At 44.3% G+C, this 25,175-nt stretch carries 34 protein-coding genes; 15 read left to right on the top strand and 19 right to left on the bottom strand.

Going from position 1 to position 25,175, the window contains the following annotated elements:
• Positions 1-117: 117 nt before the first annotated feature.
• The gene (locus ACFQZI_RS20215; protein ID WP_377145746.1) at positions 118-993 is read right to left on the bottom strand and encodes an NAD kinase; all 876 of its coding nucleotides are present in this window, start codon (positions 991-993) and stop codon (positions 118-120) included.
• A gap of 165 nt (positions 994-1,158) precedes the next feature.
• Here ACFQZI_RS20215 and ACFQZI_RS20220 point away from each other — a divergent pair, with 165 nt between their 5' ends.
• Positions 1,159-1,644 (top strand): hypothetical protein, encoded by a 486-nt coding sequence (locus tag ACFQZI_RS20220; protein ID WP_377145748.1) that lies wholly within the window; start codon positions 1,159-1,161, stop codon positions 1,642-1,644.
• Positions 1,645-1,730: 86 nt separating this feature from the next.
• Here the strand turns inward: ACFQZI_RS20220 and ACFQZI_RS20225 are convergent, their stop codons facing one another.
• The 6 genes from ACFQZI_RS20225 to ACFQZI_RS20250 form a co-directional block, all read right to left on the bottom strand.
• Positions 1,731-2,393, bottom strand: a complete 663-nt coding sequence (locus tag ACFQZI_RS20225; protein ID WP_377145749.1) for a CBS domain-containing protein — start codon at positions 2,391-2,393, stop codon at positions 1,731-1,733.
• A 124-nt stretch (positions 2,394-2,517) separates the two neighbouring features.
• Positions 2,518-3,279 (bottom strand): alpha/beta fold hydrolase, encoded by a 762-nt coding sequence (locus ACFQZI_RS20230; protein ID WP_377145751.1) that lies wholly within the window; start codon positions 3,277-3,279, stop codon positions 2,518-2,520.
• Positions 3,280-3,406: 127 nt separating this feature from the next.
• Positions 3,407-3,856: a GatB/YqeY domain-containing protein gene (locus ACFQZI_RS20235; RefSeq protein WP_377145753.1), complete on the bottom strand. Its 450-nt coding sequence runs from the start codon at positions 3,854-3,856 to the stop codon at positions 3,407-3,409.
• Positions 3,857-4,061: 205 nt separating this feature from the next.
• Entirely contained in the window at positions 4,062-4,820 is a 759-nt protein-coding gene (locus ACFQZI_RS20240; RefSeq protein WP_377145755.1) for an SDR family oxidoreductase, read from the bottom strand.
• Positions 4,821-4,919: 99 nt separating this feature from the next.
• Positions 4,920-5,366, bottom strand: coding sequence for a DUF983 domain-containing protein (locus ACFQZI_RS20245; protein WP_377145757.1), 447 nt, complete (start codon positions 5,364-5,366; stop codon positions 4,920-4,922).
• A complete protein-coding gene (locus tag ACFQZI_RS20250; RefSeq protein ID WP_377145759.1) occupies positions 5,363-6,238 on the bottom strand; it encodes an AraC family transcriptional regulator in 876 nt (291 codons plus the stop codon). Before ACFQZI_RS20250 ends, ACFQZI_RS20245 begins: the two co-directional genes overlap by 4 nt.
• Before the next feature lie 324 nt (positions 6,239-6,562).
• Between ACFQZI_RS20250 and ACFQZI_RS20255 the strand changes: the two genes are divergently transcribed.
• Positions 6,563-7,195, top strand: a complete 633-nt coding sequence (locus ACFQZI_RS20255) for an HAD family hydrolase (RefSeq protein WP_377145761.1) — start codon at positions 6,563-6,565, stop codon at positions 7,193-7,195.
• A gap of 36 nt (positions 7,196-7,231) precedes the next feature.
• A complete protein-coding gene (locus tag ACFQZI_RS20260) occupies positions 7,232-7,624 on the top strand; it encodes a hypothetical protein (protein ID WP_377145762.1) in 393 nt (130 codons plus the stop codon).
• A gap of 77 nt (positions 7,625-7,701) precedes the next feature.
• On the opposite strand, the gene ACFQZI_RS20265 is transcribed toward ACFQZI_RS20260, so the two are convergent.
• The 3 genes from ACFQZI_RS20265 to ACFQZI_RS20275 all read right to left on the bottom strand — a co-directional run bounded on the left by ACFQZI_RS20265 (position 7,702) and on the right by ACFQZI_RS20275 (position 9,363).
• On the bottom strand, positions 7,702-8,049 hold the full coding sequence (locus ACFQZI_RS20265) for a hypothetical protein (RefSeq protein ID WP_377145764.1): 348 nt from the start codon (positions 8,047-8,049) through the stop codon (positions 7,702-7,704).
• A gap of 94 nt (positions 8,050-8,143) precedes the next feature.
• Positions 8,144-8,437: a chaperone modulator CbpM gene (locus ACFQZI_RS20270; RefSeq protein ID WP_377145766.1), complete on the bottom strand. Its 294-nt coding sequence runs from the start codon at positions 8,435-8,437 to the stop codon at positions 8,144-8,146.
• A 5-nt stretch (positions 8,438-8,442) separates the two neighbouring features.
• Positions 8,443-9,363: a DnaJ C-terminal domain-containing protein gene (locus ACFQZI_RS20275; RefSeq protein ID WP_377145767.1), complete on the bottom strand. Its 921-nt coding sequence runs from the start codon at positions 9,361-9,363 to the stop codon at positions 8,443-8,445.
• A 105-nt stretch (positions 9,364-9,468) separates the two neighbouring features.
• On the opposite strand from ACFQZI_RS20275, the gene ACFQZI_RS20280 reads away from it, so the two are divergent.
• From ACFQZI_RS20280 to ACFQZI_RS20295, 4 genes are all read left to right on the top strand, one after another.
• Entirely contained in the window at positions 9,469-10,554 is a 1,086-nt protein-coding gene (locus ACFQZI_RS20280) for an acyltransferase (RefSeq protein WP_377145769.1), read from the top strand.
• Between the two features lie 45 nt (positions 10,555-10,599).
• Positions 10,600-10,935, top strand: coding sequence for a cupin domain-containing protein (locus ACFQZI_RS20285; RefSeq protein WP_377145770.1), 336 nt, complete (start codon positions 10,600-10,602; stop codon positions 10,933-10,935).
• Positions 10,936-11,292: 357 nt separating this feature from the next.
• Complete coding sequence (locus ACFQZI_RS20290; RefSeq protein ID WP_377145772.1) at positions 11,293-11,802, top strand: GNAT family N-acetyltransferase; 510 nt, start codon at positions 11,293-11,295, stop codon at positions 11,800-11,802.
• A gap of 146 nt (positions 11,803-11,948) precedes the next feature.
• Positions 11,949-12,308, top strand: a complete 360-nt coding sequence (locus tag ACFQZI_RS20295) for a DUF1493 family protein (RefSeq protein WP_377145774.1) — start codon at positions 11,949-11,951, stop codon at positions 12,306-12,308.
• 588 nt (positions 12,309-12,896) lie between these two features.
• Here ACFQZI_RS20295 and ACFQZI_RS20300 read toward each other — a convergent pair.
• Complete coding sequence (locus ACFQZI_RS20300; protein WP_377145776.1) at positions 12,897-13,454, bottom strand: YdeI/OmpD-associated family protein; 558 nt, start codon at positions 13,452-13,454, stop codon at positions 12,897-12,899.
• Between the two features lie 21 nt (positions 13,455-13,475).
• Positions 13,476-13,688 carry a hypothetical protein gene (locus tag ACFQZI_RS20305; RefSeq protein WP_377145778.1) on the bottom strand — a complete coding sequence of 71 codons (213 nt, stop codon included), beginning with the start codon at positions 13,686-13,688 and terminating at the stop codon, positions 13,476-13,478.
• 152 nt (positions 13,689-13,840) lie between these two features.
• Here ACFQZI_RS20305 and ACFQZI_RS20310 point away from each other — a divergent pair, with 152 nt between their 5' ends.
• Positions 13,841-14,854 (top strand): ABC transporter ATP-binding protein, encoded by a 1,014-nt coding sequence (locus ACFQZI_RS20310; protein ID WP_377145779.1) that lies wholly within the window; start codon positions 13,841-13,843, stop codon positions 14,852-14,854.
• Positions 14,855-15,328: 474 nt separating this feature from the next.
• On the opposite strand, the gene ACFQZI_RS20315 is transcribed toward ACFQZI_RS20310, so the two are convergent.
• From ACFQZI_RS20315 to ACFQZI_RS20325, 3 genes are all read right to left on the bottom strand, one after another.
• On the bottom strand, positions 15,329-16,588 hold the full coding sequence (locus ACFQZI_RS20315; protein ID WP_377145781.1) for a metallophosphoesterase: 1,260 nt from the start codon (positions 16,586-16,588) through the stop codon (positions 15,329-15,331).
• Between the two features lie 135 nt (positions 16,589-16,723).
• Positions 16,724-16,978 (bottom strand): hypothetical protein, encoded by a 255-nt coding sequence (locus tag ACFQZI_RS20320; protein WP_377145783.1) that lies wholly within the window; start codon positions 16,976-16,978, stop codon positions 16,724-16,726.
• A gap of 51 nt (positions 16,979-17,029) precedes the next feature.
• Positions 17,030-17,209, bottom strand: coding sequence for a hypothetical protein (locus ACFQZI_RS20325; RefSeq protein ID WP_377145785.1), 180 nt, complete (start codon positions 17,207-17,209; stop codon positions 17,030-17,032).
• 236 nt (positions 17,210-17,445) lie between these two features.
• Between ACFQZI_RS20325 and ACFQZI_RS20330 the strand changes: the two genes are divergently transcribed.
• From ACFQZI_RS20330 to ACFQZI_RS20360, 7 genes are all read left to right on the top strand, one after another.
• Positions 17,446-17,958, top strand: a complete 513-nt coding sequence (locus ACFQZI_RS20330) for a VOC family protein (RefSeq protein ID WP_377145787.1) — start codon at positions 17,446-17,448, stop codon at positions 17,956-17,958.
• 65 nt (positions 17,959-18,023) lie between these two features.
• The gene (locus tag ACFQZI_RS20335) at positions 18,024-18,236 is read left to right on the top strand and encodes a hypothetical protein (RefSeq protein ID WP_377145788.1); all 213 of its coding nucleotides are present in this window, start codon (positions 18,024-18,026) and stop codon (positions 18,234-18,236) included.
• 127 nt (positions 18,237-18,363) lie between these two features.
• Positions 18,364-18,852 carry a hypothetical protein gene (locus ACFQZI_RS20340; protein ID WP_377145791.1) on the top strand — a complete coding sequence of 163 codons (489 nt, stop codon included), beginning with the start codon at positions 18,364-18,366 and terminating at the stop codon, positions 18,850-18,852.
• A gap of 260 nt (positions 18,853-19,112) precedes the next feature.
• Positions 19,113-19,265, top strand: coding sequence for a hypothetical protein (locus ACFQZI_RS20345; RefSeq protein ID WP_377145793.1), 153 nt, complete (start codon positions 19,113-19,115; stop codon positions 19,263-19,265).
• A gap of 61 nt (positions 19,266-19,326) precedes the next feature.
• Entirely contained in the window at positions 19,327-19,971 is a 645-nt protein-coding gene (locus tag ACFQZI_RS20350) for an HAD family hydrolase (RefSeq protein ID WP_377145795.1), read from the top strand.
• A gap of 49 nt (positions 19,972-20,020) precedes the next feature.
• Positions 20,021-20,680, top strand: a complete 660-nt coding sequence (locus ACFQZI_RS20355; RefSeq protein ID WP_377145796.1) for an MBL fold metallo-hydrolase — start codon at positions 20,021-20,023, stop codon at positions 20,678-20,680.
• A 104-nt stretch (positions 20,681-20,784) separates the two neighbouring features.
• Positions 20,785-21,585, top strand: coding sequence for an alpha/beta hydrolase (locus ACFQZI_RS20360; protein ID WP_377145798.1), 801 nt, complete (start codon positions 20,785-20,787; stop codon positions 21,583-21,585).
• A 418-nt stretch (positions 21,586-22,003) separates the two neighbouring features.
• On the opposite strand, the gene ACFQZI_RS20365 is transcribed toward ACFQZI_RS20360, so the two are convergent.
• The 4 genes from ACFQZI_RS20365 to ACFQZI_RS20380 all read right to left on the bottom strand — a co-directional run bounded on the left by ACFQZI_RS20365 (position 22,004) and on the right by ACFQZI_RS20380 (position 24,940).
• Entirely contained in the window at positions 22,004-22,504 is a 501-nt protein-coding gene (locus ACFQZI_RS20365) for a DUF4256 domain-containing protein (RefSeq protein WP_377145799.1), read from the bottom strand.
• 1 nt (position 22,505) lies between these two features.
• Positions 22,506-23,087, bottom strand: coding sequence for a YdeI/OmpD-associated family protein (locus ACFQZI_RS20370; protein ID WP_377145801.1), 582 nt, complete (start codon positions 23,085-23,087; stop codon positions 22,506-22,508).
• 23 nt (positions 23,088-23,110) lie between these two features.
• Complete coding sequence (locus tag ACFQZI_RS20375) at positions 23,111-24,313, bottom strand: ROK family protein (protein ID WP_377145802.1); 1,203 nt, start codon at positions 24,311-24,313, stop codon at positions 23,111-23,113.
• A 123-nt stretch (positions 24,314-24,436) separates the two neighbouring features.
• Complete coding sequence (locus tag ACFQZI_RS20380) at positions 24,437-24,940, bottom strand: GNAT family N-acetyltransferase (RefSeq protein WP_377145804.1); 504 nt, start codon at positions 24,938-24,940, stop codon at positions 24,437-24,439.
• Between the last annotated feature and the right edge of the window lie 235 nt (positions 24,941-25,175).

Genomic DNA, 25,175 nt, shown 5'->3' on the forward strand with positions numbered 1-25,175 from the left:
CAATAGTTAATAATTATTCGCCTCACCTAAATCCTCTCCAAAGGAGAGGACTTCAACTCTCTTGTAGAAGCCCTGCTCAAAGAGCAGGCCGGGTGAAGCATATGTTGTAAGCAATAGTTAATAATTACGGGCGTCTAAACCCCATAATAGTTTTTTCCTCAACGTAGATAAGTAGCTTTCATTATTAAGGCGTACTAAATTTAGCTTAAAGCCAGCCTTATAAACCTTAAACTGCATAGGCTTATCTACAATAATGGTGCGGCTATCGCACGATACAATGTAGTTGTTGCCACGGTAATCAATATCTAAAATAAGTACGCTGGTATCGGGCAGTACCACCGGCCTTACATTCAGGTTATGCGGGGCAACAGGTGTAAGCGCTATACTGTTTGATTGCGGGAAGATAATAGGCCCGTTACAACTTAACGAGTAAGCAGTTGAACCCGTTGGTGTAGATATAATGATACCATCGCCCCAGTACGAGTTTAAAAATTCGCCATCGAGCGATACATGGGTGGTTATCATGGCGCTGTCATCGCGCTTGTGGATGGTTACATCGTTAAGGGCAAAGTTGTTTTCGCCAAAAATATCCTGTTCAGACTCTATCACCAGCAGTTCGCGGCTATCCAGCGTAAATTCTTTATTTACTACCGCGTGTATGGCGGCGGCTATATCGCTTTTGTTGATACTGGCCAAAAAACCCAGCCTGCCAAAGTTAATACCTATCACCGGCACGCCCGAATCGCGTATAACGGTTACCATATCCAGCAGGGTGCCATCGCCGCCAAGGGTTAAAAAAACATCAATGCCGCTTGGGTCGGTGCAATTTAAGATGGTACAGGCCGATGTATCGACATTCCCCTTTAAAAAATCATTTAAAACGGGGTGGATGCAAACTTCTACCTTGTGCTGGGCAAGGCTATCAAAAACCTGCCGTATGTATGGAAACACCGATGGATCGTTAAACTGCCTGCCGTAAACTGCTATCTTCATATTATTTACTACGAATATCGAACTTTAAAATAAAGTACGGCAGTATAGTTTTAAATATATTGCTGTTTACAATTCATAATTGCCCTTAACGCTCTAAAAAATACCCGAATGTAGGTATTCCATTATCGCTTATTTTTTATTCACTTCGGCAAACTTAAGCTATTGATGAAAACGATCAAACTAACCCCTCCACGCTTACCCCTGTTGGTATTGCTGCTTCTGTTTATGTTTACAGGTACAAGCTATGCGCAAAGTACCACCTCAGATAAAGAAGAACCGGCGACTTCAAAAATTGAACAACTTTACAAGAAGGTAACTTGCTCTAACCATAAAAACCAGCTCGAAGAAGAAGGGTTTAAATATAACCGGATGCTTAAGATGGAGCAAACCAACTGTTATATTTACAGCATAGATGATGAAGATATAAGCCTTTATTTATATTGTTATAACAAACAGGCAGTACATATGGCTATTACAATGGCTCAGGAAGATTACATTGAAGTTAGAGATGTAACCATTAAAAACAAGCAATTTAAAAAGATCAAACAAACCGATACCGACAGCTACTTTGTAAAAGGGGCCTACACCTATATTTTTAATAACAAAAGTTCTACGATAGGTATACGGGAAAAAACAGCAAGCGATAATTAAAAACAACCTAAACTTTATTGCAAAACAAAAACGCTAAACCATTGATAATGATTTAGCGTTTTTTTATGATCAAAGTGATTTAACTTTTACAAGTTAAGGTAGTTCATAAACGAATCGAACCTATCCATAGAGTTGTCGTTATGATCGGTAAAGTTAAATGTAGCCTTTACATCATAATTATAGCGTTGGAATGTGGCCAGGATGTTAGAGATATCCTGCTTATTAACCTTTAAGGTAACTTCCATTTTAGTACTATCCGGGAAGGTGCGGGTGTACGAACTCAGGATCTGCGCATTGTCTGACTCTACCACCTGCGACATATGCGCCAGCGAGTTATTCTTATTATCAACCTCCAAAACAATAATGCCGCCCGGGTCTGATACAGAGGTAAGTTTGGCAAAATACTCGGCCATGGCGTTGATGCTGATCATGCCCTGGTAATCCTTTTTTATGTTTAGCACCGGCACTATACTAAGCTGCTGCTCGTAAAACAGGCGTATAACATCGTAAATATGCTGCTCCTCTAAAACATAAGGGTTTACAAGCGATAAAGCCAGCGAGCCTACAGGGGCATTGTAATCCGGTTCTTCTATCAGGTCATCCTCACTTATCAAACCCAAAAACTGCTCTTCGTTTACAATTGGCAGGTGGCTCACACGAAACTCAGCCATACGGTCAAACACCTTCTGTAAACTATCAGAGGTATGAACGGGCGGTATAGCGTCAGATATCAGTTCAATTGCAAGCATAGTTTTAGCCTTACCCAAACCCTCTCCAAAGGAGAGGATTTAAGATTTTATTTTTTGATATTATGGCCAACCCCAGGAATTTCTTTTACTCCCTCTCCTTCGGAGAGGGCTGGGGAGAGGCTCTTTATCTTTTTAATTTATCTAAAAACTGTTTTAAATATACATTAAATTCCTGCGGGCGCTCCATCATTGGGGCGTGGCCGCATTTATCTACCCAGTGCAACTCCGAGTTTGGCAGCAGTTCGTTAAACTCAACGGCAACCTCGGGCGGGGTTATCTTATCATCTTTACCCCAAACCAGCAGCACCGGCATGGTTATTTTACGTAGGTCGCCCTTCATGTTATGGCGAATGGCCGATTTTGCCATGGCCAGTATCCTGATAACCTTATGCCTGTCGTTAATAGTTTGGTATACTTCCTGCACCATTTCTTCGGTAGCTATTGCCGGGTCGTAAAAAGTGTATTGTACCTTCTCGCGCACAAAATCTATACTCTCGCGGCGTGGGAAAGATCCGCCAAACGCGTTTTCATACAATCCCGAACTGCCGGTTAATACCAATGCCTTAACATAACCCGGGTGTGCAAGTACATAAACCAGGCCAACATGCCCGCCAAGAGAGTTGCCCAAAAGCACAACATTGCTTAACTGTTTAAATTTGATGAACTTATGTACAAATTTTGATAATGCACGCACCCCTGTGGTTAACAAAGGCAGGTCATATATAGGTAACAGCGGTATAATAACCCTGTAATTGGGGCTAAACTCGCGAATAACATCTTCCCAATTGCTTAAAGCGCCCATTAAACCGTGAAGCAGCAACAGCGGTTCGCCCTGCCCCTCCTCAATGTAACTGAAACCTTTTTCCTGTTTAAGCGCAAATTCCATAGTATGGCTGGTGTAAGTATCTTTGTAAATATATCAAGACCAAATTCAATATCAGTCCAAATTGTTGTAAAATTATAATTATTAAAACAGTTTGCCAGTTTTAGCCCCAATAATTATTAACGTGCGGTTAACCTAACAGTTGTTTAACCACTTCAGATACGGTTTTACCATCGGCACGGCCGGCAAGTTCTTTATTGGCAACACCCATTACCCGGCCCATATCTTTTACCGATGTAACACCCAGGCGTTCAATAATTTCCTGCACCATGCCTTCTATCTCAAATCTGGTCATTTGCTGCGGCAGGTAGGGCTCTATCACATACATTTCGGCCATTTCAATATCGTAAAGATCTTCGCGTCCCTGGGTTTTATAAATATCGGCAGACTCTTTACGTTGCTTGATCAGCTTTTGCAACACTTTTATTTCCGCATCCTGGGTTAATTCCTCGGCAGCGCCTTTTTCGGTTTTGGCAAGCAATAAGGCCGATTTTATGGCGCGCAGCCCCCTTAGCCTGTCGGGCTGTTTAGCCAGCATGGCTTGTTTAATATCCTGGTCTATTTGTGTTTGTAATGACATTTGTAATTAGTGATTTAGTGAGTGATTGATTTAGTGATTTAAACCCCTTGTGTCATTTCGATGCGATAGCGAGAAATCTTGTTAGCCAACAAAGCGGACTGTGCAGTTGGCATGCAATCTAACAAGATTTCTCCTCACGGTCGCTCGTTCGAAATGACATTTTTTATTTATTTAATTTTCGACCGTGGGCTTTTAACTTCCCTACCTACTTCCTAAATATATTAGTTGCTGATGCCTGGGCAGTTGGCATAATTACCAGATCGTTGATGTTTATATGCGCGGGGCGCGATGCTACAAACCAAATGGTTTCGGCAACATCATCGGCCACCAGGGGTTCAAAGCCTTCGTACACTTTTTTAGCCCGGTCCTTATCCCCTTTAAAGCGCACTTCCGAAAATTCGGTCTCTACCGCGCCCGGGTGTACGGCCGAAACACGGATGCCCTTATCATTCAAATCAAGCCGCATACCTTTATTAAGGGCGTCAACTGCGTGCTTGGTCGCGCAATATACATTACCGTTAGGGTAAACCTCTTTACCGGCTATCGAACCTAAATTAATGATATGCCCGTACCCGTTGGTAATCATCCAGTTAGATACTACGCGGCTTACATAAAGCAGGCCTTTAATGTTGGTATCTATCATGGTGTCCCAATCGTCGTAACTGCCGTTCTGTATCGGGTCGAGGCCCTGGCTAAGGCCGGCGTTGTTCACCAGCACATCAACCTTTTTCCAGTGCGCTGGCAGTCCCTCCAGGTTTTGGATAACCTGCTCGCGGTTGCGTACATCAAAAGATGATACCGCCACCTCCACGTTATACTTATCATTTAAGTGGTGCGCTATCTTTTCCAGCCTGTCCATACGGCGGCCGGTAAGGATAAGGTTATATCCTTCGCGTGCGAAGGTGTGGGCACAGGCCTCGCCTATGCCTGCTGTAGCGCCTGTTATTAATGCGATCTTTGCCATAGATATTGTAACTATCGGCAACGAAATTATGTTTTTATGTTGACTTTATTTGTCTTTTTACAGTAAGGATAGATGGGGCGTTTAAAGCCCCCGTAAAAGTTAATCTTGTTTTTCTTCGGGCGGGGCAACCTTAAACTTATCCTCTGCTCTCCAGGGCTCGTAATTAAGGCCGGGGGTAAGCCAGTAAAGCAGCGCCACCCTCGAGTAACGGTAATTAAAAGGCGATAATATAAATATTACACCCAGTAACACGCCAACATATACCCATGGCGAGTTTGAACCTGTTAAAATATGAAGCCCCACGGCAAAGGTCACCATTTCGGCTACATTAAAAGCGTAACTCACAAACATGGCTACATACCAGTACCCCGGTTCGCGCTCGTAATGCAGGCCGCAGTGCGAACAACGCTCGTGCATTTTTTGCCCGCCAAAACTATAGGTAGGCGTGCTGTAAATATCGCCGCGGCGGCAACGCGGGCATTTGGCTTTTATAAATGCTTCTAAAACATGCACTTTTTTGGCGGGTTTCAATTCGGTGGGTGTCATTGTGCTATTGGGTTTTTACGGAAATCCTCGGGGGTAAGTCCGGTGTATTTTTTAAAAAATTTGGTAAAGTAAGAGTTGTCGGCAAAGTTTAACTTACCGGCTATCTCGGCAATATTAAGGTCGAGGTTTATAAGCAGGCGTTTGGCTTCGAGTATCACCCGGTTGCGGATCACCTCCCCTGCCGAAATGCCCAGCATATCATTACACAAAGCGTTTAAATGGTTGGGGGTAATATAAAGCAGCGCGGCGTAATCTTTAGGTAAACGCAATGTAGCAAAGTTTTTATCGGTCAACTTTCTGAAACTTTGCAGCAGGGTGTAGTTATAGGTAGGCGCTGTTGTTTGGCTGCTGTGTACACTTTGCCTGGCCACCAAAATAAACAGCTGCAGCATAATGGTACGTATCATATCCATTCCCATCCTGCTGATTTCATCCCCCTCCTTTATCAGTTGCTCAAACAATGCCAAAACCTGCCGGTGTACTTCCGGTTTCAGGTTTATCACCTCATCGTCTACACTACCAGTAAAAAAGGGCAGGCTTTCCAAATAATCGGGCCTCAGTAAAAACGACTGGAAAAACTCTGCCGAAAAATTGATGATATAGCCATCAACCGGCCCTTCGAAATTCCAGCGGTGCACCTGCCCGGGTACCATAAAGTAAATTTGGTAGGGCTTTACCGCAAAGCTGGTAAAATCTATAGAATGGCTGCCGCCGCCTTCGGTAAATAATACCACATGGTAAAAGGTGTGTTTATGGGGCAGACTAAGATTTTGGTGTTTTTGCAGATATGGCGCGAAACGGCTAATGAGCAGATCATTATGCTGATTATCAGCCAATGAACATATATCATAAACCGGAAACGCCTTTTTCATACTACAAAGATACTTAACTATTACCTACACCAATGGTGTTGAACGATGATGTTATGGTACTTTTTACTGATTAACTATTGGTTCCCCTCTTGAGAGGGGTTAGGGGTGTGTTATACAGGCGGTGAAATTAGGTTTATGATGGGCGATATTATCGTTAGTCTGCTCATTCGCCGCGCAAGGCCACCATTGTTCTTCACGCTTTCGGACGAAGCTATTCTGCTGACAAAGACGAAACAATAAAATAATCTGATCTGGATAAATATATCACGCATAACAAATCCACGTAAACGACTAATTTTAAAATTAACTTACTATTTTCACCCCATGCAAAAGCCCGACAGCCTTATTTTTGATATGGATGGCACCCTTTGGGATGCCGTTGACACTTACGCCCACTCGTGGAATGTTGTTTTCGCCGAATTGGGGATAGATAAAACCATTACCCGCGATGTACTTGCCGGCATGGTTGGTATGGAGGGCAAAAAGGTTATTGAGATACTGATGCCCGAATTTGACCACGATAAGCGCGTGGAGATCTATGGACTGGTGAACGGCCGCCGCCATAACTTAATTGCCGAAAAGGGTGGCATTTTATACGATGGCGTTAAAGATGGCCTTAAACTGCTTGCCGAAAAATACCCGCTTTTTATCCTGAGCAACTGTGCCAAGGGCATCATTCGCCAGTTTATTGACTGGGCCGGGATAGACGACCTGATTAAAGATGAACTTGCCCATGGCGTAAACTTTATGCCCAAAAACCATAATATTAAGCTACTGATGGATAAGCACGGGCTTAAAACCCCGGTTTATGTTGGCGATACAGAAGGCGATGGGCAGCAGAGCCGCCTGGCAGGCATCCCCTTTGTTTTTGTAAGCTACGGTTTTGGCACTACAGAAGATTATGACCTTAAATTCGACGATTTTACATCGCTGGTAAACTATTTTGTAAACTTATAGGCTGCCAATACGTTAGCCTTACATAACAAACATATTATGAGAAAGGGACGCGTATTTACAATTATATTTTTGGTTTTGGCCGTAGTTATCATTGGTGTGGTTTACTACCGCTACTACTTTGTTTTTGGCGAAGGTACCAAAGCCGGCACCATGAATTACTTTGTTAAAAAAGGCTACATGTTTAAAACCTACGAGGGCAGGCTGATACAGAGCGGTATTCGCAGCCAAACGCAAGGCAATATATCATCTAACGAATTCATGTTTTCGGTAACGGATGAGAAAGTAGCCGATAAGCTAAACCACAGCGCAGGCGCCATGCTGGAGGTACATTATAAGGAGTACCTGCACACTTTGCCATGGCGCGGTGTAAGTAATTTTGTGGTTGATAGTGTAATGTCGGTAAGGCCGGTTACACCTACAGCACCTTAAAACTGCTTTATAAAAGCTTTTATAACAACAAAGCCCCTCATTACTGAAGGGCTTTGTTGTTATATATATATTTAAGCTTAGTGCCTGCCGTGGCCTCTGCCACCGCCATGCCCGCGGCCCCAACCGTTACCGTGGCCCCGGTCCCAACCTCTACCCCAACCGTGGTCGCGGTAAACTACGTTGCGGTAAACGGGGCGATTGTAATAACGCGGACCGTAATAAGCAGGGCGGCCATAATATCTGCGTACAACTACAGGGCGCTCATATACTACCGGTTCGTAATAATCATCATAAACAACGGGGCGTTCTACATAACGTACCGGTGCGCCTAAATTAATACCTATACCAACCCTTACCTGTGCTTTTGCAAGCTGCGCGCCAAGGGTTAAGGCTAAAGCTATTATTGAAATTTTAAGTGTTTTCATAGTAGTGAATTTATTTACAACTATCGTTTCATTTGCAGGTATGACACCATAACCGTACCAATGGTTTAATAAATAATCACTCTTTTTTTTATTTTTATCTTTCGTAAAGTCGCAGCTTACTGCGTAAAACACTCATTTCCTGCTCCATATCTTCTAATTTTTGAAGTAAATTATTTATGGTGGCAAGGCCCGGTTCATTAATCTCCAGCTCGTTGTGTAGCCGTACCAGGCGTTCTAATTTCTGTATTTCTTCCAGCGGGATGCTTTGGGTTTTGTTTACAGTTACAACCTTCACAAGGCCTGCATCCGCCAAATAATCTACAAAGGTGTATTCCACGTTGTGGTATACACAAAAGTCGTTTACGGTTATTAAATTTTCGGTCCTCATATGGGTTATGATTTAGCCAGTTCTTCAAATAACTCTTTTTGCTTATCGTTAAGGTTGGTTGGCAGCTGCACGTTATAGGTAAGGTACAGGTCGCCAAACTGGCCGTCCTTTTTATAAACAGGTACGCCTTTGCCTTTAAGCTTTACCTTGGTACCCATTTGTGTACCGGGTGTAACTTTAAGCTTCACCTTACCGGTTAGCGTATCGGCAGTAATTTCACCACCTAAAACCGCCGTATACAAGTCCAGGTTTATATTACGGTACAAGTCGCTTCCCACGCGTTTAAAATCGGCATCCTCCGGAATGTTAAATGTAATGTATAGGTCGCCGGCCGGCGCGCCGTTACTGCCCGCGCCGCCATGGCCCGCGATTTTTATAGTTTGGCCGTTCTCTATACCGGCGGGAATGGTTAGCCTGATGTTTTTACCGTTAACAGTTATGGTTTGCTTTTTACTTTCCAGTATATCGCGCAGGTCGAGGCTTAGGGTAGCGTTCAGGTCCTGCCCGCGATAACGCGCCTGTTGCCTGCCGCCCCCGCTACCCGCAGGGCCGCCGCCAAACATGGAGTTAAAAAAGTCGGAAAAATCGCCGCCGCTGCTGCCGCCAAAATCAAAGCCGCCAAAGCCCTGTCCGCTACCACCACCGCCGCCATAACTACGCTGCTGGCTTTGCTGCCGCGCCTGCTGTTCGTAGGCTTCGCCATGCTGCCAGTTCTCGCCATACTTATCATACTTTTTGCGTTTCTCGGGGTCGCTTAAAACTTCGTTGGCTTCGTTTACCTGTTTAAAAAGCTTTTCGGCCTCAGCGTCGTTAGGGTTAAGGTCGGGGTGATGTTTGCGGGCCATTTTGCGGTACGCGCTCTTTATCTCTTTATCAGTAGCCGTTTTGCTGATGCCCAATATTTTATAATAATCAATAAATGCCATAGCTAATACAATATACAACTAAAATACGCCTTTTAAAAAGCTAAGTTTTAACATCCGCACATATTTACACCTGTTTTACATAATTTAGGCAACCAATTAATTACTATGCGCCCAATGCAACTGCCTGCCGCTTTTAAAGGCAGCCCTACCGCCTACCTTAACGTATTAAGGATCTTTGCCTGCCTAATGGTGCTTACCGTACACTCGGGCGAATTTTTTTACATTGGCGATAAGGGACAGATCATACGGCAGGACCATCTTTGGGTAAATAATTACGGCAGTTTAATGCGGGGGTGTGTGCCGCTTTTTGTCATGATATCGGGCTACTTGCTGCTGCCAATAAAAGAAAGCGGCAGCGAGTTTTATAAGCGCAGGTTTAGCCGTTTGCTTATCCCCTTTTTGTTCTGGAGTGTTATGTACGCCATTGTGCCCTACCTGTTGGGCAGCACCAAAACCGGCCAAATGTGGCACGACCTGCTCATCATCCCCATAAACTTTGCGCCAGGCGCGGGGCACTTATGGTTTGTATATATGTTTATAGGCGTATACCTGTTTATCCCCATATTTTCGCCATGGGTACAAACGGCATCCAAACGGTTTAAACAATTCTTTTTGCTGATATGGGTCATCACCCTGTGCTTTCCGTACATCAAAACCATCTACCCCGAAATTTTGGGCGAGGCCTTCTGGAACAAATACCATAGCGGATACTATTTCTCAGGCTATATAGGCTACCTGCTGTTGGGCCATTATATAAAAGAACATATAAGCATTGCTAAATGGAGCGGTTTTATGGCAGGGCTGGCATTGGTATTTATCGGCTACACCATCACCTACTTTGTTTTTGATCATCAATTGCCATTCGCTAAAGACATCCCCGAACTGGAACTTTCCTGGTCGTTCCCAACCATCAATGTGGCTATGATGGCCACAGGTTTTTTCCTGATGTTCCGTGTCATTAGCTTTAAAAGTGCGGCTATCGAAAACTTTATAGCCAAAGTATCGGGCCTTACCTACGGCATGTACCTGGCGCATATACTGGTGTTGGTACAGCTCTTTCCAATTATCAATAACTGGCTGCACAATGTAGCGCTTGTGATTCCCGTACTGGCAATAACTACCTTTGTGGTAACGTACCTGCTGATCAAATTACTATCGTATTTGCCGGGGAGTAAGTATATAGTTGGATGATACTATCCATCATCAGCACCAACTTTTTTATTAATTTTCACTCCTATGAACACTACCTACTTCCATCAATTTGATGCTATTGTTACTAAAGAAATAGCACCGGGCTTTTTTTCGAAGCTTATCCACACTGCTAATAATACCATTAACTTTATTGAAGTAAAGGCAGGTAACAGCGTTCCCGACCATGAGCATATACATGAACAAATGTCGTTTGTGTTGGAGGGGCAGTTTCAACTAACCATAGCCGGCGAGGCGCAGATACTGGATGCCAGCATGTTCGCGATCATCCCGCCTAACGTAAGGCACAGCGGAGTGGCCATTACCGATTGCAGACTGATAGATGTTTTTAGCCCGGTGCGCGAAGATTACAGAAATTTGTAACGGGGCATCGTAAATCTTACTCACCCGGTCCTTGCTTCGCCCGACCACCCTCTCTTCGCTCCGCGGAAAGAGGGTAAAACTTCTACCCCCTCTCCTTTGTAGAGGGCCGGGGTGAGGCTCTCTCCCTCTTTGCAAAGCAGAGAGGGTCGACCAGCGCAGCGTAGTCGGGGTGAGTAAACTATCCAAGCGTCTAACTTTTGTCGCAAATCTTACTCACCCGGTCATTGCTTCGCCCGACCACCCTCTCTTCGCTGCGCGGAAAGAGGGTAAAAACTTCTTCCCCTCTCTCCTTTGGAGAGGGCCGGGGTGAGGCTCTCTCCAATTTCCTAATTCCCCCGCTTTTAATAAATTTGCCGCATGGCTATTACACCTGCTATACTAACTGACGTACCCGAACTTGTTGCGCTTATTAACTCGGCCTACCGTGGCGAAAGCTCTAAAAAAGGCTGGACCACCGAGGCTAATCTGATTGACGGGCAACGCATAGATGCCGAAGGCCTGACCGAACAGATGGACGATTCTGATGCCATCATTCTGAAAAATACAAATGATGAAGGCCACATCACCGGCTGTGTTTACCTGCAAAAACGTAGCGATAAACTTTACCTGGGCATGCTTACCGTATCGCCCACATTGCAGGCGGGTGGGCTTGGTCGCAAGCTTTTACAAGCTGCAGAAGATTACGCCCGGAGCATTAACTACCATACCATTGTGATGACGGTTATTACTACCCGCACCGAGTTACTAGAATGGTACGAACGCCGCGGCTACTCCAAAACCGGCGAGATCATTCCCCTGAACATTACCGAGCGTAACGGTATATTAAGGCAGCCCGTAGAAATGTATAAGTTAGAGAAAAGCGTATAATTGTTTATATAATTTATAATTCCCCTCCCCAGGGAGGGAATTAAAGCCAAATGTTAAATTTTTCTGTTTAAAATCTCTTTTTATTAATTTTAGGTTGCAACGCCGTTGAAAAAACGGTGTCCTTTGGTTAACTATTAAGGGATCGTATGGACCAAATTCAACCACAGTTAAAAGATTTTATTATCAACTACTGTAACCGGTATAAGGTAAGCCGGGTTGATACGTCGCAGTTGCACCCCAATACCAGTATCGACCTCGACCTTGACATTTACGACATTGAGATAGATCTTTTCCTGGCCGAGTTTGCCGAACATTTTAATCTCGACAAATCCAAATTCAGCTGGTATAAATATGGTTATCCCAAAGGGTCTGCCCGGGTGCGGATGCTTAAAATGATGTTTGGGTACCAACGCCCCTGGGTTAAAAAGCTGGCCGGTTACTGCTATAAACCTAAATTTAAGGTAGCCAATTTGCAGGAAGCCTTAGCACATGGCAAATTGATATAATATTAAAAATAACTGTCGTGCCGCCCACCGGCCGGAGGGCGGCATCTCACACTAAATACGGCTCTGACAGGTTTGATATTTACGGTGTGGGGCCTGGTTTGGTAGCTAACAACCGGGATGACAGTATATTTTACTCACCCGGTCATTGCTTCGCCCGACCACCCTCTCTTCGCTGCGCGGAAGAGGGTGAAAACTTCTACCCCCCTCTCCTTTGAAGAGGGCCGGGGTGAGGCTCACACCCTCTTTGCGAAGCAGAGAGGGTCGACCAGCGAAGCGTAGTCGGGGTGAGTAAACTATGCGCACGACTAACTTTTAGCTCACCTTACTCACCCGGTCATTGCTTCGCTCGACCACCCTCTCTTCGCTGCGCGGAAAGAGGGTAAAGCGCTCTTTTCTCCCACCCTCTTTGCGAAGCAGAGAGGGTCGACCCGCGTAGCGTAGTCGGGGTGAGTAAACTATGCGCACGACTAACTTTTAGCTCACCTTACTCACCCAGTCATTGCTTCGCTCGACCACCCTCTCTTCGCTGCGCGGAAAGAGGGTAAAAACTTCTACCCCCTCTCCTTTGGAGAGGGCCGGGGTGAGGCCTTACCTAACCACCTCGCCCCTTTCACAGGCCGCTATGATATTGGCCAAACGGCTTAACTGCGTTTTCTCCTGCTTGGCGCTCATAATGCGGTGGTTGCATAATCTTTTATACCAGGGTGCCTGCGCATCAAAAAATCCCCAAGCCTTTTTATTGGTCTTAAACTGTTTAAGATAGGCAGGGCTCAGCTCCATAGGCTCCACCTCGAAGCTATAGATGGCCGATCTTTCTTCCTTACGTTTAGCAAACGCGGCTATGCCGGCCGGCTGCATCAGGCCTTTCTCGGTAAGCTCGGCTACTTTTTTAATGTTTACCGCGCTCCAGATACTGGCAGGTTTGCGAGGGGTGAAACGGATACTGTAAGCTTCGGCATTGATAGACCGGCGTACACCATCTATCCAGCCGAAACACAGCGCTTCATCTACCGATTGCGGCCAGGTAATGCTTGCTTTGCCACTGCCCACCTTATAAAAACCAACCAACAGTTCGGTTTCTTTATGGGCGTGTTTTTGCAGCCAATCCCGAAATTGGGCCGGTGTTTCAAAGAATTTGGGTTCCATTACCGCTAATATATATCAGGCTTAGGCTTTTTTAGAAGTGGCTACAATAACTATCCCGCCAACTAATAAAATACCGCCAAGATATGGGGGCCAGTTAACGCTCTTCTCCCTGTCGGCCGAGATCTGGATAGGTCCTGCATCTACAATTTTTTCTTTTTTGGTGTAGGTAAACCCTGTCCAAATAAGCATTGCCGCGCCTATTACAATAAGTATTATTCCAATTGTTCTGTTCATGATAGTGTTTTTAAGTTATTAGTCAAATACACAATGAGGTTTAATTGTTTGCGAAGATGGTGGTTTACACATTTTTACTTTTTTTTGGCTGATACCGTTTTATAGGTTAGGTTTGAGATAAGTTACACTAAACGCGCCCCCGGTTTAAAAAAATGAAAGACGATCTGATACTGGAAACCATATCGGTTACCAAAAATTTTTTTGGCGATAAGTCTTCAGGCGTTAATAATATTACCGTTTTTATACCCAAGGGCAAAATTACCGCTATTGTTGGCGAGAGCGGAAGTGGCAAAACTACGCTGCTAAAACTACTGTCGGGCGCAATGAAACCCGATTCCGGCGATGTGTTTTTTCATGGGCAGCCACTGCCTGTGCGTACGGCAAATTTCACAGCGGCGCAGCTTGCCATTACCATGGTAAGTCAGGACAATACCGATATGGATATGCACGCCAATGTTTGGGATAACGTAAGCCGCGGCCTGCCAACAGAAGACGCTAACTATAAGATACAAAAAACCACGCAGGCTTTAAACCTGCTGGGGATATACGAGCTGCGCGACCAGCCCTTTGGCAAGCTTAGCGGCGGCGAAAAGCAACGGGTAACCATTGCCAAAGCCCTTATTAACCGCCCCGAGGTGTTGATGCTTGATGAACCGTTTAACCAGGTTGATGCCGCCTATCGCGAAAGTTTGCAGCACGATATGCGCCAGATAGTAAAAGAATGGGGTGTTACGGTGATATTGGTATCACATGACCCTGCCGAGCTGCTGTCGATGGCCGATGAACTCATCGTTATAAAAGAGGGCGAAATAGTGGAATACGGCTCTCCCGAAATACTGTATCACGACCCTAAACTGCTTTATACCGCCAAAATATTAGTTAGCTGCAGCGAACTTACCGCAGCCCAGGCAAAAGTTTGCGGCATCAGATCTAAACGCGGCACCGTAGTTATATATGCCGAGCATATCAGCATCACTACCTTGGGGATGGGACCAAAATGGACGGTTAAGCAGGTATTATTTAAAGGCTTTTTCGAGGAACTTATCATCGAACGCGAAGAAGTTACGCTCCGCGTGATCAACTACGCGCGCCGTAAACACCCTGTTGGCAGCAAAGTAGGCATCAGCATTAAAAAGTTTTACGAGTTTGGGAAGTGGTTGAGTTAAAGAGGGGCGGGATCAAAACCACTAAAGCATTTTCTGAATATTATCTGTAGTCTTAAACTCTTCAAAAATTTTATTGCAAGGCACTAAGCAACTTCTTTAGGCAAATTTCCTATGGTTCTCCGTTAGGAATGGCAGTGTGATGTTGCCCGGCCTGTGGATGTTCATTTTTTCGTGTTGAATTGTTTTGTTTTGGCACTCAAGAGGGCTACGCCGTTCTTTTCTCTCAAAAGAAACGAACCAAAGAAAAGTCGCGACTGCGCCACCTTCTGTGAAAGTTAGTGCTACTGCAATGCCTGTACTACCCGAATGTGACGAGGTCGCATTTTAAGATGTCGTCCCGTTCGTCAAGCTCAAAACTTTGGCATGCTGAGCGATAGCGAAGCTTCTGATTGCCCGTTCCTAACGGAGCAGTAATTTCAAATACATTAATAATTCACGTTGTTTAAGTCTCATCAACCTCTAATCAACAAATCTTTAAACTCTTTTCTTTAAAGTTATCACCGTAATCTCCGGCCAGATGCCGAGGCGCCCGGAGAATGCCAGGAAGCCAAAGCCCCGGTTTACATACAGGTAGCGGTTTTTATTATTCACCAACCCTGCCCAATCCAGGTAACGGTACTTTACAGGGCTCCATTTAAGGCCGGCGGCTTCTATGCCAAACTGCGCGCCGTGGGTATGGCCCGACAAGGTTAAATGCACATCAACGGGGTGGTAGCGCACTTTCTTTTCCCAGTGGGTAGGGTCGTGCGAGAGCAGGATCTTAAACGCGTTGGGGTCGGCACCCTTAAGGGCACGGTCAAGGTCACCTTTTTGAACGAAGCCTTCGCCCCAGTTCTCTACACCTATCAATGTTATTTTTTGGCCAGCCTTTTCAAGCACAACGTTCTCATCCAGCAATAAACGGTAGCCCAGTTCGGCGTGGTGTTGCTTTAATTTGGCAAGGTTATCGCGCTTGGCCTGCTCGCTATCCCATGTAATATAATCTCCGTAGTCGTGATTACCCAATATCGAAAACTGTCCGAATGGCGCTTTTATAGCCCCAAAACGGTCTATATATTGTTCAATTTCCCAGGCGGCATTGTTTACCAGGTCGCCCGTAAAAACAAACAGGTCCGATTTTTGGGCTTTAGCCAAATCTATCCCTCGCTGCATGGCCTTTACATTATCAAAACTCCCGGAATGAATGTCAGACAACTGCGTGATGGTAAAGCCATCAAAGGCCTCGGGCAATTCATCGTAATAAATGGTTTGGCGGTGCACCCTGTAATCGTACTTGCCGCGCAGCATCGCGTAAAAAAATGATGTGAAAGGTATGGCTGCCAGCAGTATGGCTATCTCGGTAATAAACTTACGGCGCGAGGGGAATATGGACTCGCCCGTTTTACCATCTTTGGTTACAGCATGTATAATGCCTGTAATGAAACGGCCCAGGTCTCCCAGCGATAATACTATCACAAATACCAGTTTGGTTACAAAGAAGGTAAGGAACAGGCTCAAAATCCATTCGTGGAAAGGCGTCATGCCGCGGGCGGTGCTCAGGCTGTTAAGCCCTATCAGGAACACTACCGTTACAGCGACAGATATGAGCAGGAAACCCCAGGTAAGGATAAGCCTTGCAGGGCGGCTTTGCCAATCGGCAGTAAGTGTACGCAGGCCGTTAAAAACGTACCAATCCATTAATAATGTAATGGCTGATACGATGAGGAAAAATCTGAGGAAACCGCCTCTGTGCATATGGTAATTTTTGTTTAAGCCCGCAATATAAGTAAGCGAAGGTAATTAGGAAGTAAAAACATTGATTATCAATATCATTTACAACCTATATTTGTTTCATAAAAAAGCCCTCCTGAAACCAGGAGGGCTTAAATATTAATAGTGCCTAACTATTACACGGCGATGTACCGGGCGGTGGTAGTAAACCGGCCTTTCTACAACTACCGGGCGGCGGTAATGCCTTCGATGGTGCCTGTTTACTACAACTAAGCGGCGTTCTACAGGGCGCTCTACCACTACGGTGCGCGGTGCAGGGGCACCTATTCTTGCAGCTACTACTACTTGGGCCTTAGCGCCTTCAAAGGCAAACATGGCTACTATTGCTGCTGCTATTACTTTAATGTATTTCATGATATTTGGTATTTAGATGTATGTATGTTGATATGTATAAACCTGTCTTAATTAGTAACGGCCGTAATAACCGTTGTTACGGTCATTGTAGCGATTATCGTGATGGTAACGGCCATGATAGCGTTTGTTATCATACCTGCCGCGGCGGCCCTGGTTTTCAATTGAACAACCGGTTAATACTGCTGCGCCAAATACTAATAAGGCCAGCAATCTCAATATTTCCTTTTTCATAATGTTATATTTTAACGTGCTAATTACTGTTTGTTATAAGTTAAACTGAAGCCGCATTGCAAAGTTTAACCAACAGCAGGCAGTATCACTAAGTTGTTACAAAGCGCCCATCACAATGGTTAATAAAGACTTCTTGTGCGAAACGTGCTGTACAATACCCTTATAGCACAGGTTGGCATAGTACTATAAACGTAAAACTCAACTCCAGCTATGGCTGTTAATAATACGATTGCACAATGGCAATAAAAATAACCGTATATTTAACAGGTAATACAAACCTTAAAACAATGTTAAACTATCTACAATTAAAAACCCGCGTTTTTAAAATAGCTGCCTTGCTATTGTTTAGCGCCCCAATGGCCACCAACGCGCAGGCCGTGTTTAACCATGCTGCCCTTTGCTCTGCCGATCTTAAAAAAAGCAATGCCTTTTATACTTCTGTTTTAGGTTTAAAAATAATCCCTAATCCTTTTAAAGATACCGTGCACACCTGGTACAATATTGCACCAAATGTTGCCATGCATGTTATACAGGGCAATTGCTCTACCGTGCCAAAACTAATTGGCGACCATATTTGCTTCAGCGTGCCATCTATAACAAAATTTATTGCGCTGCTTAACGAGCGAAAGATAACCTACACCAACTGGAAAGGTGTTGCCGGCCAGGTAGAGCACCGGGTTGACGGTGTAACCCAAGTTTATATTCGCGACCCGGATGGCTACTGGATAGAGGTAAATGATGCCAAATAATTCCCCCGCCTAATTTTTTTAATACTTTCACAACCAGAACGAATAAAACCTACGTATATCACAGTATGAAGGGCTATGTAACAATACCCAAATCTATTTTTTGCAAGCCTTGCAAAGCATGCGGCGAGCGCCCTATTATTTCGCTTTTAGAAAATGGCGGATATGTAGTGAAGTGCCCCGCCGATGATACGCATTACCAAACCCGCCCCGGCCTTATTGATATTGAGGACTGGAACATTCATAACACGGTTTTGTACGAAGAAGGTAGGGTGGTTTAAACCAAAGTTAATGTGTTATTATAGTTTGTTGGATTTGACTTTCTTAATAATGTGCTTATCATAAGTATTTTGTTTTTGCCACTTTATGTAGGCGTTAGATTGAAAACCTATTTTTAAATTAAACCACATGATAAACATACATAAGTATAGTGTAATTGATATTTCCTTAGATAGGAATATACAAATTAGAGATTGGGAGGCTTGGAAAAACACTGTAGCGAAACTTCTTACAAGCGTTGCTTCAAATAATTTATTATCCTTATTCACTTTGGGAAAAGTAACTAAGCAAAGCATTATGTATGATTTGGGAGAAGTTAAGCTGAGTAAATGGCAGGCGTCAAAATATTCCATCTGTTTTATCAGTCATCTGTCATATGAAAGTGCAATTTCATTAGTAGATGAAGCCGAATTTTATTTAGGACATACTATACTAATAAAGCAATCTGTAACTGAAGAAACCATTTCCAGTTTAATTGTCGGGCTAAATAATGATATGACCTTATCTGGTATCGAGATGTTTAAAATGAGCTGTGATGGTTACTGCCTGCAGTGGTACAATCCATATGATCCTGCTTACGCCGAAAGCCTAATTAATTCATTACAGATAAACGATTAATTATTAATGTTACGTATTTACTCACACACGGCACCAAGTGCGCAACCCTCCCAGTTTCGCATTAAGGGTAAATAACACTCTAAATCTTTTTCTGCACAACTAAGAGTTTGGTCCGGCGAAGCGATGATGTCAAGGAAATACCGCGAGGAATGAGTAGCCAAGCTCAACATTATTTTTATCTTAGCTTTTTATTTTCTCATTAAACCTTCCGCCCGCTCTCATGGTCATAAAAACAGAAATCACAATTACTACTGTTTACCATGAAAAACGCGATCAACACCATATTAACCGACCTTAACCACGTATTTGTAAAAGGCGATTCTGATAAAGTAGAACAAGCAAGGGTATTCTTTTTATTGGCCATCCCGGCCTTATCGCTTTTATTTACCATTGGTCAGTTCCCGGTTTACTAATTACGCTTAGGCGACTATCGGCTAAAAATAATCTGCTACTTTTGCGGCACATAACGCAGCAATGGACAGCTTAAAAAATACATACGACAGCATTATTTTCGACCTCGACGGTACCCTCTGGGATAGTACCGACACCATTGCCGGCGCATGGCAGGCGGCGCTTAATCAGGCGCCCTACATGGCCGGCGAGGTAATGACCCGCGAGCGCGTACGCTCTATAACCGGGATGACCTATGATAAGATCTTTGAAAAGCTGTTCCCCCTTTTAAGCCCCGAGCAGCGTGAGGAAGTAAAGCACCTGTGCTCGGTTAACGAACTGGAGATCTTACACAAACAAGGCGGTACTTTATACCCTAACCTTGCAGATACGCTTACCTATCTTGGCGAAAAGTATAAGCTTTACATCGTAAGCAACTGTCAAAGCGGCTATATCGAACTGTTTCTCGATCTCTATAATATGCACCCGCACTTTCTGGCGCACCAATGCTACGGTACCAAGGGTAACCCCAAGGCCGATAACATTCTCGATATTGTGACAGACCATGACCTTAAAAACCCCGTTTACGTAGGCGATACCACGGGCGATTATGAAGCGGCCACCAAAGCGGGTGTCCCTTTTATTTTCGCGTCGTACGGTTTTGGCATGGTAGAAACCGGCCAGGTTGCCACCATAAACACCTTTAGCGATTTAAAACAGCTGCTGTAACCCAAACCTTTTAAGTACCGGCAAGGTTTAGTGATATTATAGCAAGCTTATGAAAATCACTAAATACCTGCACTCCTGCCTTGTTTTTGAGCTGGAGGGGCATAAACTATTGTTTGACCCGGGCAAGTTCAGCTTTGCCGAAGGCAGGGTAACCCCGCAGATGTTTGCCGATGTTAACAGCATTGTAATTACGCACATTCATCCAGATCATCTCGACCTCGATAATCTTAAAGAGATAGTAGCTTTAAGCAACGCCATCATTTATACAAATATAGAAGTAGGCACAGCCATCAAAAAAGAGGGCCTCAGTTACAGCTTAATAGAAGATGGTGTTTATAACATAGGCTCGTTCACATTAGAGGCCATATCGGTACAGCACGAACCCTTGCTGGATAACCCGATCCCTAAAATGACGGGGTTCATCATCAACAATAAAGTGCTGCATCCGGTAGATTCTATGGAGGATAAAATGCACAAATACAAAGGCATCCCGTTATTAATAATGGTTACCATGGCCCCCTTCGCCAATGAATTGCGAATAGCAAGCTTTGCCGATGCCATTCAGCCACAACAAATTTTGCCTGTACATGATGGCTACGCTAAAGACTTTTTTATTGAACAACGTTATCAAAATTACAGCAAACACTTTGAGCAACAAGGCATTAAATTTAACCGGGTATATAAATTGGGCGATAGCATAACTATCTAAAGTTCAGAAACTAAAACTTTTATGAGTTTCGTAAAATTGAGTTTTAAGTAATTTTTTAAACTTTTGGTATGCTTTTGGAGTAGTTAGTTCAAACTAAACTACTTATGAAAACCATCATCTTTATCCACGGAATGTTCCAAAACCCTAAAAGCTGGGACAAGTGGGTCACTTTTTTTAAGAATAAAGGCTATAATTGTATCGCTCCCGCCTGGCCAAAACACGAAGGCGAACCCGAGGACCTGCGTAATTACCCGCCCGAAGGCTTAGGCGACCTCCACCTCAAATCAATAGTTAAAAATATTGAAGCGCTGGTACGCGTGCAGGATGAGCCACCTATTTTAATAGGGCATTCTGTTGGTGGTTTAATAGTGCAGCTTATGGTAGCCAAAGGCCTTGCCGATATTGGGGTGGCCATTTGTTCGGTAGCACCCAATGCCATGCTTGCTTTTGATTGGGGCTTTATAAAAAACAGTGCTTTAATAGCCAATCCGTTTAAAGATAACAAGCCTTTTTATACAGATCTGGAAAGTTTCCATTCATCGTTTTGCAATACCATGAGTATGGAAGATACCCGGTTGGCCTTTGAAGAAACCGCCACCCACGACAGCCGCAATGTATTGCGTGATTGCATGGGTGATGAAGGAAAAATAGATACCGATATGCCGCATTCTCCCCTTTTATTTATTGGCGCCGAAAAGGATGAGATTATACCCGCCGAACTTTGTAAGCGCAACGCCGAGGCTTATACAGATGAAACCGGCATTGCCGATTACAAGGAATTTGAGAACCGCAGCCATTGGATATGCGGGCAGGAAGGCTGGCAGGATGTTGCCGGTTACATTGCCGACTGGCTGCAGGAGCACAAAACACTCAAGTACCGTGAAGCAAGCGCGAGCGTAAATTAAAAACTTTTAAGTATGGGATGATGGACTCCTATGAGTTTGTGTGTGGCTCATAGGAGTTTTTATTTGGGGATACGCGAAAGTTTTAAAACGACCGGATAGCCGTACACTAAGAAAGATTAAAAATTAAGCTATTATCAAAAACTGTATCTTTAAATAAATTAATCGCTTTTATAATGATACAACTTATTATTTGCGCTATTGTAGTAACCGGCCTTATTGTTTGGATTAGCATTGCCAACAGGAATAGATCTAAATGGGGAATCAATTTAAACCGTGTAAATTGCCCGGTATGCCAAACGCAACAACCTTTGATACGTGTACCTCAAAACCGCCAACAAATGTTATGGGGCGGCACAACTTGCCCAAAATGCCAAACAAGCCTAAATAAATATGGCGACGTAGTTTCCGAATAGATAACCTAAACCCTTACCATACCACGGAAACCCCTTGCCGCGTAATAAGATTCGGCACCGTTGTGGTAGGTAAAAACCTGGTTGTAACGCCTGTCGCAAAAGATAGCGGCGCCAAGTTGCTGCAATTCCCTGTATTGTTGTTCATTTAACAGTTCGACGCCCATATCAGCAGCCATATTCAGCGCGCTGTCTGCAGGTTTATGTTCCTTGCGAGATTCTAAGGCCTGGTGGTCGTAACAGATACTGCGCCTGCCTTTGGGGCTTTCGGGCGAACAATCATAAAATATATACTCACCGGTTCCTTCATCATAACCGACAACATCAGGCTCGCCGCCGGTGATTTCCATTTCGTTAAGTGACCATAGTGCCCGGGGACTCTGCTGCAACTTCGCGTGGACATCCGCCCACTCTATATGCCTATGCCTGTGGGGATGTTTCTCAAACCTTGCTTTCAAAAGGCCAAGCAATTCTTCACTTTGCGCCGGTGATAATGTTTGGGTTGCCATACTATTGATCATCTAAACCTTTTCCCATCATAATTTGTGGAATTGCTTTCGCTACCCTTGCCTCACGGGTTTTGGCTTGTTTAGCCGCCGAAAAATACAATAAATAACCTTTTTGCCTACCTGGGGTGAGTCCCTCAAATGCCGCCTTGAGGGCACTATCGCTATTAAGTTTATCTTGAAATTCTACGGCTACAGTAAAATCGGCCGTCTTTTTCATCTCCACCTGAAGGCCCGCTTTTTCTATCTCTATAGCCTCAAATACGTAAGCTTTTATGATGGCCTCCTGTTTCAAGATCTGCTCTGAACCCGTAAAACGTAACTGCCTCGCTGCCTGCACATTATTGGTTTGCTGCACTAAAATACCTTCTGTATCTTTTAACAAAACACCTTTAAAGAACAGCAAGGCGCAATACTCTTTAAAATCGTGAATGAGCACGATGTTATTATCCTGATACGTATAACACGGGCACCCCCATTTCAACTCTTCAGTAAGAGTACAATCTAATACAATGCGCCTCAGCAGGTTAACCTCAGATCGCCATTTTTTGTCTTTATGAAAGTCAAAATCAACTTTGGGGTTCATGAGCTCTCAGCTTTTTCCTATTACTAACCTCTTACCTGTTCCTCTTTATCAAAGTTCTCCATTACCAATACGGCCGCGCCAATTAGCTCGGCGTCAAAGCCCAAGGATGATATGAGCAGTTCGGTACCCGATGAAAGGCGGGGAATACAATATTTATGCAGGGCCTGCTGTATTGGGGCCATCAGTATCTTGCCAACTTTAGCCCCGCGGCCGCTAAGTACAATATTAGCCGGGTTCATGATATGGATAAGGATGGCCAATGCCTTGCCAATTTTGTAGCCGGCATCGGTTAGTAATTCGATGGCAAACTGGTCGCCCTGGTTGGCGGCGTCCATCAGGTCCTCGCCCATTAATTTAGATTGGCCGTGATGCGCCTTAAGGCTGGTAACGCGGCCTTTTTTAATACCTTCTTCGGCTTTTTCGGCAACAACCAGCATAGATGCCTCGGCCTCTAAACAACCGCGTTTACCGCACACGCAAAGCGCGCCGTTATCTGATAGCGGTATGTGGCTTAACTCGCCCGCGAAGCCGTTATACCCGCGAAAGATCTTACCGTCTATGATCATACCGAGGCCTATTCCCCAGCCCAGGTTTATCACCATTACTTCCTGCTGCGAGCGGGCAATGCCAAACTTTTGCTCGGCCAGCGCTATCAGGCTGCTATCGTTATCAATATAAGTGGTGATGCCTGTTTCTTTAGCGATATGCTTACTCAGACTTTCGCCGCCGGCGTCGAGGTAAGTGTAATTTATACCCTCCACCGCGTTAATAAAGCCCGGCATACCAATGCCAATACCGGCTATTTTTTTCCTGGAAATACTACTTTCTTCAATATAACTATTGAGGTAACTGATCAATTGTGGCAGGGCGTTTTCGTTATTATGGAGCTTTAACTCAACCGTAGCCATTTCTGCAACGGGGTTGTTATTTAAATCGATAAGCTGGATACGTGCTGACAGCTGGTCCATAGCTACTGCCAGTATAAACATGGCATGGGTATTTATAGCATACATTAAAGGCCTGCGGCCGCCACTTGAGGGGGCATAGCCCTGCTCTACCACGAAACCTTCTTTTATAAGTTCGTTTATTGCTTTTGCGATGGAGGGGATACTCTTATCAAAAAGCTGGCTTAACGCGGCACACGACATTGCTTTATCAAAATACAACCGTTTAATGATCATATTTTTTAACCAGCCGCCTTTAACGCCGTTGCTCTTTATTTCCATTCAGTATTTGGTGCCTTTAAATAGTTCAGGTTTATATCCTGCTATAAATTTATAAATAAAGCACAAAACTACAATAAGTTACAAAACTTTTTAAAAATTGATGAATTATGGCAAACAGATGTTTTAAAGCCCCATACGCATCTCTATCATATGGCTATTAAAACCAACTTTTTCGTAAGCCTTAATGGCGGGCACGTTATTAAAATATACCTCTAACCTAAACTCGGTTACCCCTTGCCTTACCGACCATTCCTGCAACGCACCAATCACAACTTTATTAACGCCTTTACCCCTGTGTTGGGGCAACACGTACATAAAGCCCAGGTAGGCGTGCTGCTGATGTTTGAGATAGATCTTTGAAGTTTCGATACGTGCATAGCCGCTGCCGATTACCTCACCGTTGAGTTCGGCTACTACGAGGTGGATATGCGGGGAGGTGATAAATTCGTTAAGGTCGTAGTAATTGATATGCCCGTCCTTAAGCGTCGGGTCAAACGGCCGCTCGGCGTTGATAACGCCCTGCTCAAATTGACGCAATATATCCATATCGGCCATGGTAGCCGGGCGGGTGGTGATGTTCTCCATTTCTTTATAGGCTGATGGTGTCCAGTCGAAACGTTTCGGCATAGGGTAAAGATACGATGATAAGATTTATATCATTATTTCTCTCGGTAGTATTACATAACAACCAGTTCTCCGTTAGGAATAGCAGATCTATATTTAGGGTCTGTGGTCGTCACTTTCTTTTCTCTCAAAAGAAAGATTCTGTGTTAAGAATGAAATAAAGTTTTACTTTAGATTTCTTAAGGCGGCGTTAGCCAGCCTGTTTAGGGCGATTGACTCACGGGTTATATTCGCCCTA

Source organism: Mucilaginibacter lutimaris (genome assembly GCF_042676625.1).
Taxonomy (GTDB): Bacteria; Bacteroidota; Bacteroidia; order Sphingobacteriales; family Sphingobacteriaceae; genus Mucilaginibacter; species Mucilaginibacter lutimaris.

Excerpts from the sequence above, each read along its gene's own strand:
- ACFQZI_RS20215 (WP_377145746.1), bottom strand. The coding sequence starts at position 993 with ATGAAGATAGCAGTTTACGGCAGGCAGTTTAACGATCCATCGGTGTTT.
- ACFQZI_RS20220 (WP_377145748.1), top strand. The coding sequence starts at position 1,159 with ATGAAAACGATCAAACTAACCCCTCCACGCTTACCCCTGTTGGTATTG.
- ACFQZI_RS20225 (WP_377145749.1), bottom strand. The coding sequence starts at position 2,393 with ATGCTTGCAATTGAACTGATATCTGACGCTATACCGCCCGTTCATACC.
- ACFQZI_RS20230 (WP_377145751.1), bottom strand. The coding sequence starts at position 3,279 with ATGGAATTTGCGCTTAAACAGGAAAAAGGTTTCAGTTACATTGAGGAG.
- ACFQZI_RS20235 (WP_377145753.1), bottom strand. The coding sequence starts at position 3,856 with ATGTCATTACAAACACAAATAGACCAGGATATTAAACAAGCCATGCTG.
- ACFQZI_RS20240 (WP_377145755.1), bottom strand. The coding sequence starts at position 4,820 with ATGGCAAAGATCGCATTAATAACAGGCGCTACAGCAGGCATAGGCGAG.
- ACFQZI_RS20245 (WP_377145757.1), bottom strand. The coding sequence starts at position 5,366 with ATGACACCCACCGAATTGAAACCCGCCAAAAAAGTGCATGTTTTAGAA.
- ACFQZI_RS20250 (WP_377145759.1), bottom strand. The coding sequence starts at position 6,238 with ATGAAAAAGGCGTTTCCGGTTTATGATATATGTTCATTGGCTGATAAT.
- ACFQZI_RS20255 (WP_377145761.1), top strand. The coding sequence starts at position 6,563 with ATGCAAAAGCCCGACAGCCTTATTTTTGATATGGATGGCACCCTTTGG.
- ACFQZI_RS20260 (WP_377145762.1), top strand. The coding sequence starts at position 7,232 with ATGAGAAAGGGACGCGTATTTACAATTATATTTTTGGTTTTGGCCGTA.
- ACFQZI_RS20265 (WP_377145764.1), bottom strand. The coding sequence starts at position 8,049 with ATGAAAACACTTAAAATTTCAATAATAGCTTTAGCCTTAACCCTTGGC.
- ACFQZI_RS20270 (WP_377145766.1), bottom strand. The coding sequence starts at position 8,437 with ATGAGGACCGAAAATTTAATAACCGTAAACGACTTTTGTGTATACCAC.
- ACFQZI_RS20275 (WP_377145767.1), bottom strand. The coding sequence starts at position 9,363 with ATGGCATTTATTGATTATTATAAAATATTGGGCATCAGCAAAACGGCT.
- ACFQZI_RS20280 (WP_377145769.1), top strand. The coding sequence starts at position 9,469 with ATGCGCCCAATGCAACTGCCTGCCGCTTTTAAAGGCAGCCCTACCGCC.
- ACFQZI_RS20285 (WP_377145770.1), top strand. The coding sequence starts at position 10,600 with ATGAACACTACCTACTTCCATCAATTTGATGCTATTGTTACTAAAGAA.
- ACFQZI_RS20290 (WP_377145772.1), top strand. The coding sequence starts at position 11,293 with ATGGCTATTACACCTGCTATACTAACTGACGTACCCGAACTTGTTGCG.
- ACFQZI_RS20295 (WP_377145774.1), top strand. The coding sequence starts at position 11,949 with ATGGACCAAATTCAACCACAGTTAAAAGATTTTATTATCAACTACTGT.
- ACFQZI_RS20300 (WP_377145776.1), bottom strand. The coding sequence starts at position 13,454 with ATGGAACCCAAATTCTTTGAAACACCGGCCCAATTTCGGGATTGGCTG.
- ACFQZI_RS20305 (WP_377145778.1), bottom strand. The coding sequence starts at position 13,688 with ATGAACAGAACAATTGGAATAATACTTATTGTAATAGGCGCGGCAATG.
- ACFQZI_RS20310 (WP_377145779.1), top strand. The coding sequence starts at position 13,841 with ATGAAAGACGATCTGATACTGGAAACCATATCGGTTACCAAAAATTTT.
- ACFQZI_RS20315 (WP_377145781.1), bottom strand. The coding sequence starts at position 16,588 with ATGCACAGAGGCGGTTTCCTCAGATTTTTCCTCATCGTATCAGCCATT.
- ACFQZI_RS20320 (WP_377145783.1), bottom strand. The coding sequence starts at position 16,978 with ATGAAATACATTAAAGTAATAGCAGCAGCAATAGTAGCCATGTTTGCC.
- ACFQZI_RS20325 (WP_377145785.1), bottom strand. The coding sequence starts at position 17,209 with ATGAAAAAGGAAATATTGAGATTGCTGGCCTTATTAGTATTTGGCGCA.
- ACFQZI_RS20330 (WP_377145787.1), top strand. The coding sequence starts at position 17,446 with ATGGCAATAAAAATAACCGTATATTTAACAGGTAATACAAACCTTAAA.
- ACFQZI_RS20335 (WP_377145788.1), top strand. The coding sequence starts at position 18,024 with ATGAAGGGCTATGTAACAATACCCAAATCTATTTTTTGCAAGCCTTGC.
- ACFQZI_RS20340 (WP_377145791.1), top strand. The coding sequence starts at position 18,364 with ATGATAAACATACATAAGTATAGTGTAATTGATATTTCCTTAGATAGG.
- ACFQZI_RS20345 (WP_377145793.1), top strand. The coding sequence starts at position 19,113 with ATGAAAAACGCGATCAACACCATATTAACCGACCTTAACCACGTATTT.
- ACFQZI_RS20350 (WP_377145795.1), top strand. The coding sequence starts at position 19,327 with ATGGACAGCTTAAAAAATACATACGACAGCATTATTTTCGACCTCGAC.
- ACFQZI_RS20355 (WP_377145796.1), top strand. The coding sequence starts at position 20,021 with ATGAAAATCACTAAATACCTGCACTCCTGCCTTGTTTTTGAGCTGGAG.
- ACFQZI_RS20360 (WP_377145798.1), top strand. The coding sequence starts at position 20,785 with ATGAAAACCATCATCTTTATCCACGGAATGTTCCAAAACCCTAAAAGC.
- ACFQZI_RS20365 (WP_377145799.1), bottom strand. The coding sequence starts at position 22,504 with ATGGCAACCCAAACATTATCACCGGCGCAAAGTGAAGAATTGCTTGGC.
- ACFQZI_RS20370 (WP_377145801.1), bottom strand. The coding sequence starts at position 23,087 with ATGAACCCCAAAGTTGATTTTGACTTTCATAAAGACAAAAAATGGCGA.
- ACFQZI_RS20375 (WP_377145802.1), bottom strand. The coding sequence starts at position 24,313 with ATGGAAATAAAGAGCAACGGCGTTAAAGGCGGCTGGTTAAAAAATATG.
- ACFQZI_RS20380 (WP_377145804.1), bottom strand. The coding sequence starts at position 24,940 with ATGCCGAAACGTTTCGACTGGACACCATCAGCCTATAAAGAAATGGAG.